The sequence below is a fragment of the Amycolatopsis sp. NPDC051071 genome, assembly GCF_040682875.1.
GTDB lineage: Bacteria > Actinomycetota > Actinomycetes > Mycobacteriales > Pseudonocardiaceae > Amycolatopsis.
The window spans coordinates 1-4,171 of sequence record NZ_JBFBBY010000300.1; the positions used below are offsets into that span (position 1 = coordinate 1).

At 69.8% G+C, this 4,171-nt stretch carries 5 protein-coding genes; all 5 read left to right on the plus strand.

Annotated elements, in window-relative coordinates; genetic code table 11:
• The first annotated feature begins 131 nt into the window (after window positions 1-131).
• The 5 genes from AB0M65_RS40395 (at window position 132) to AB0M65_RS40415 (ending at window position 4,050) form a co-directional block, all read left to right on the plus strand.
• A complete protein-coding gene (locus tag AB0M65_RS40395) occupies window positions 132-1,031 on the plus strand; it encodes an ABC transporter ATP-binding protein (protein ID WP_364040811.1) in 900 nt (299 codons plus the stop codon).
• On the plus strand, window positions 1,028-1,759 hold the full coding sequence (locus tag AB0M65_RS40400; RefSeq protein ID WP_364040813.1) for an ABC transporter permease: 732 nt from the start codon (window positions 1,028-1,030) through the stop codon (window positions 1,757-1,759). Before AB0M65_RS40395 ends, AB0M65_RS40400 begins: the two co-directional genes overlap by 4 nt.
• Window positions 1,760-1,830: 71 nt before the next feature.
• Window positions 1,831-2,424 carry a hypothetical protein gene (locus AB0M65_RS40405; RefSeq protein ID WP_364040822.1) on the plus strand — a complete coding sequence of 198 codons (594 nt, stop codon included), beginning with the start codon at window positions 1,831-1,833 and terminating at the stop codon, window positions 2,422-2,424.
• Window positions 2,421-2,744 carry a transcriptional regulator gene (locus AB0M65_RS40410; protein WP_364040816.1) on the plus strand — a complete coding sequence of 108 codons (324 nt, stop codon included), beginning with the start codon at window positions 2,421-2,423 and terminating at the stop codon, window positions 2,742-2,744. The genes AB0M65_RS40405 and AB0M65_RS40410 overlap by 4 nt, the downstream gene beginning before the upstream one ends.
• On the plus strand, window positions 2,731-4,050 hold the full coding sequence (locus AB0M65_RS40415; protein ID WP_364040819.1) for a DNA polymerase IV: 1,320 nt from the start codon (window positions 2,731-2,733) through the stop codon (window positions 4,048-4,050). The genes AB0M65_RS40410 and AB0M65_RS40415 overlap by 14 nt, the downstream gene beginning before the upstream one ends.
• The last annotated feature ends 121 nt before the right edge of the window (window positions 4,051-4,171 follow it).

Genomic DNA, 4,171 nt, shown 5'->3' on the forward strand with positions numbered 1-4,171 from the left:
GCCCCCTTCCCTCGGCTCAGTCGAGGGAAGGGGGCCTTCACGCGCGTTCGGGGTTTTCAGGGCAGGGGACTTTGTGTTACAAAGTAGCCATCGACTTTGTAGTTCAGAGTGCTTGAGGAGGGAGAGTCAGGATGGACGCGTTCAGTCTGGAGGGGCTGGCGAAGCGCTTCGGTGACGTCCTCGCCGTCGACGACGTCAGTGTGCGGGTCGCGCCAGGGGAGGTGGTGGCGCTGCTCGGGCCGAACGGCGCGGGCAAGTCGACCACCATCGACATGTTGCTGGGCCTGACCCGGCCGGACGCCGGTCAGGTTCGGGTCGCCGGGCTCAGCGCGGCCGAGGCGATGGACCGCGGCCTGGTCGGCGCGATGGCGCAGAACGGGACGCTGCTCAGGGACGCGACGGTCGCCGAACTCGTCGGCCTGTTCGCCTCCCTGCACCGGGATCCGCTGCCGATCCGGGAGGTGCTGAAGCGCGCCGGCGTCACCGAGTACGCGAACCGCCGCTGCGGGAAGCTTTCCGGCGGCGAGCAGCAGCGGGTGCGATTCGCGCTCGCGCTGGTCGGTGATCCGGACCTGCTGGTGCTCGACGAGCCGACCGCGGCCATGGACGTCGACGGGCGTCGCCGGTTCTGGGCGTCGATGCGCGAGTACACCGAGACAGGCCGGACAGTCCTCTTCGCGACGCACTACCTCGCCGAGGCCGAGGACTACGCCGACCGCGTTGTGCTGATGCGGCACGGTCAGGTCGTCGCGGACGGACCGGTCGGCGAGGTGCGGGCCGCGGTCGCCGGGCGCGTCCTGCGTGCCGTCGTCCCGGATGCCACCGAAGCGGCACTCGCCGCGCTGCCCGGGGTGTCCCGCGCGGTGCTGCGGGCCGGGCACGCGGAGCTGAGCTGCGCCGATTCCGACGCCGCCATCCGCGGTCTGCTGCGTGAGTTCCCACTCGCCGCGAACATCGAAATCACCGCTGTGGGACTGGAAGAAGCGTTCATCGCGCTGACCGCCGACGCAGCTGAAGGAGCTTTGCGATGAACATGAGTTACCTCGCGCTGGAGATCAAGCGCATCGTCCGCAGTCCGCAGTTCGCGATCTTCACCATCGGCATGCCGCTCGCGATGTTCTTGTTGTTCGGCGGGATCTTCGGCGCCCGCGAGCTCGCTCCCGGCGTCTCGACCGCGACGGTGACCATGGTCAACATGGCCGCGTACGGCGTCATGACCGCCGCGCTGTTCACCGGTACCCGCGTCGCCACCGAACGCACCGACGGCTGGCAGCGCACCTTGCGGCTCACGCCGATGCGCGCACCCGGCTACCTGATGGTGAAGGTATCGGCGGGGTTGTTCGTCGCGCTGCCCGTGCTGCTGGTGATCTTCGCGGCCGGGATGGTCCGCGGCATCCGGCTCGAAACCGGCCAATGGCTGACGATCTTCGGCGCGCTGTGGCTCGGCGCGCTGCCGTTCGCGGTACTGGGGCTGATGATCGGCCTGTTCGGCAAGGGGGACACCGTCCAGGCGGTGACCGGTGCGCTGATGCTGCCGCTGGGTATGTTCGGCGGGCTGTGGATCCCGCTGCAGGTCCTGCCCGGCTGGATGAACACCGCCGGGCACCTCATGCCGACGTACTGGCTCGGCGAGATCGGCCGCGCGCCGGTGCTGGGTGGCTCGGGTCTGCTGACCGCGGTCCTGGTGCTCGCGGCGTGGCTGGTGGTACCCGCTCTCGTGGTGATGGCGCGGTTCCGGCTTGACACGGCCAGGCTGTGAGCGCGTGTTAGTTTTCCGAGGTGGCGGAGGATGAGCGGGCCGTGCCCGAGCAGGACGACGACTCGCGGCCGATGACACCCGAGGAGTCGCTCGCGCTCATCGCCCGGCAGTCGGCGGAGACCCGGCGCGAGATCGGGCCGAATCCGGCCGTGCTGCTCGCGGTCTGGGGCCTGGTGTGGCTGATCGGTTTCGGGCTCGTCTTCCTTTCCGCGCCGCCGACCTCCCTGATGCCGTTGTGGACGGCCTCGGTCATCACGATCGTGGCCTTCGCCGGAGCCATGGCGTACTCGGCGTTCTACGGCATCCGGGCAGGCCGCGGCGTCCGCGGTCCTTCGCGACTCGTCGGGGCGATGTACGGCTGGAGCTGGATGATCGCGTTCGGCGGGCTGACCGTCGTGAACGCCGGCCTCGTCGCCCACGGTCTCGATCCCGGCCTTATCCCGTTGCTGTGGTCCGGCACGTCGCTGATGCTCACCGGCCTGATGTACCTGGCGGGCGGGATGCTGTGGCAGAGCAAACTGCAGTACGGCCTCGGCGCGTGGATCATCCTGTGCGGCGCGGCGAGCGTGCTCGCGGGCGGACCGCACAACTTCCTCGTGCTGAGCCTGGCGGGCGGTGGGGGATTCCTGGTGGCGTCGCTGGTCTTCCTGGTGCGGTCGCGATGAGCGAAGACGGGCTGCCGCAGCTCGATCCGGTGATCCACGCGCAGGCGCGGCTGCGCGTCACCGTGGCGCTGTCGAGCCTCGGGTCCGGGGACAGCATCACTTTCCCGCGCCTGCAACAGCTTCTGGACATGACGCCGGGCAACCTCTCGACGCATCTGCGGAAACTGGAGGACGCCGGCTACGTCGGCATCACCAAGGCGTTCGAACATCGCACGCCGGTGACGCTGGTCGAGCTGACCACCCGTGGCCGGGCGGCGTTCGAGGAGTACACGCGGGCACTGCATCGGCTTCTCGAGGTGCCGGGCGATGGGCGGGGTTGACCGGTGGGTCATCCACCTCGACATGGACGCGTTCTACGCCTCCTGTGAACAGCTGACCCGGCCGACGCTGGCCGGACGTCCGGTGCTGGTCGGCGGCGCCGGCCCGCGAGGCGTGGTCGCCGGGGCGAGTTATCAGGCGCGGGCGCACGGGATCCGCTCGGCGATGCCGATGTCGCAAGCCCGGCGGTTGTTGCCGCCCAACGGGGTCATCGTGGCACCGCGGTTCAAACTGTACGAACTGCTGAGCACCCGGGTGTTCGACCTCGTCGCCCAGTACGCGCCCGTCCTCGAACGGATCTCGCTGGACGAGGCCTTCGCCGAACCCCCTTCGCTGGCGGGTGCTTCCTCCGCTCAGGTACGGGAGTTCGGCGCCCGCCTGCGTGAACACATCCGTACCGAAGTCGGGCTGGTGGCGTCGATCGGGGCGGCGTCGGGGAAGCAGGTCGCCAAGGTCGCCTCGGACGAGGCGAAGCCGGACGGACTGCTCGTCGTCGACCAAGGCACCGAACGCGACTTCCTCGCGCCGTTGCCGACCAGGGCGCTGTGGGGGATCGGCCCGGTGGCGGAAGGGAAACTGCGGGCGATCGGGGTACGGACGCTGGGGCAGCTCACCGCGCTGTCCGACGCCGACGCGGTGTTCACTTTGGGCAGTGTGGTCGGCCGTGACCTGCGGCGCCTCGCCACCGGCGTCGACGACCGGCCGGTGTCCGACCGCGCGGAACTCAAACAGGTCAGCGCGGAAACCACCTTCGACCGGGACCTGATCGACCTGGCCAGCCTGCGGCGCGAGGTCCGCGATCTCGCCGTCCACGCGCACAAACGGCTGGTGAACGCCGAACGGGTCGCGCGGACGGTGGTGGTGAAACTGCGGGACACCGCGTTCAGCACGGTGACACGTTCGGAGACGATGGCCTCGCCGACCGACGAATTCGACCAGCTGGCCTCGATGGCGGAGCGGCTGCTGCTCGATCCGGCGGAGTTCGGCGGCGTGCGGCTGGCTGGCGTCGCGTTCTCCGGGCTTTCGGTGCCGCATCAGGATCCGCTGTTCACCTTGTCCGTCCCCGCCTCGGCAGCCTTGGAGACGTCGGTTTCCCGGGCGCCCGCCCCGGTGGCGCCCTCGACCGGCTGGCGGCCGGGGGACGACGTGGTGCACGAGGAACACGGGAGCGGCTGGGTGCAGGGCGCCGGGCACGGGCGGGTGACCGTGCGGTTCGAGACGTTGGCCAGCGGCCCCGGGGTGGCGCGGACCTTCACGCAGGAGGACCCCGCCCTGCGGCGCGGGGACCAGGCCGACTGCCTGGCGTGACCCCTCGCCCGCCCGCGTTTAGTCCTCTAAGCAGGTTGCCGGAAGTTGTGTCTGTAACCCACGTGAACCCCCTGTGAGCGTGAAGAAACCTCGTCGGGTTGGATCGAGTTACCACACCAGA

What these genes read in the sequence shown, in the direction of transcription:
- AB0M65_RS40395 (WP_364040811.1), top strand. Translation starts at nt 132, where the DNA reads ATGGACGCGTTCAGTCTGGAGGGGCTGGCGAAGCGCTTCGGTGACGTC.
- AB0M65_RS40400 (WP_364040813.1), top strand. Translation starts at nt 1,028, where the DNA reads ATGAACATGAGTTACCTCGCGCTGGAGATCAAGCGCATCGTCCGCAGT.
- AB0M65_RS40405 (WP_364040822.1), top strand. Translation starts at nt 1,831, where the DNA reads ATGACACCCGAGGAGTCGCTCGCGCTCATCGCCCGGCAGTCGGCGGAG.
- AB0M65_RS40410 (WP_364040816.1), top strand. Translation starts at nt 2,421, where the DNA reads ATGAGCGAAGACGGGCTGCCGCAGCTCGATCCGGTGATCCACGCGCAG.
- AB0M65_RS40415 (WP_364040819.1), top strand. Translation starts at nt 2,731, where the DNA reads ATGGGCGGGGTTGACCGGTGGGTCATCCACCTCGACATGGACGCGTTC.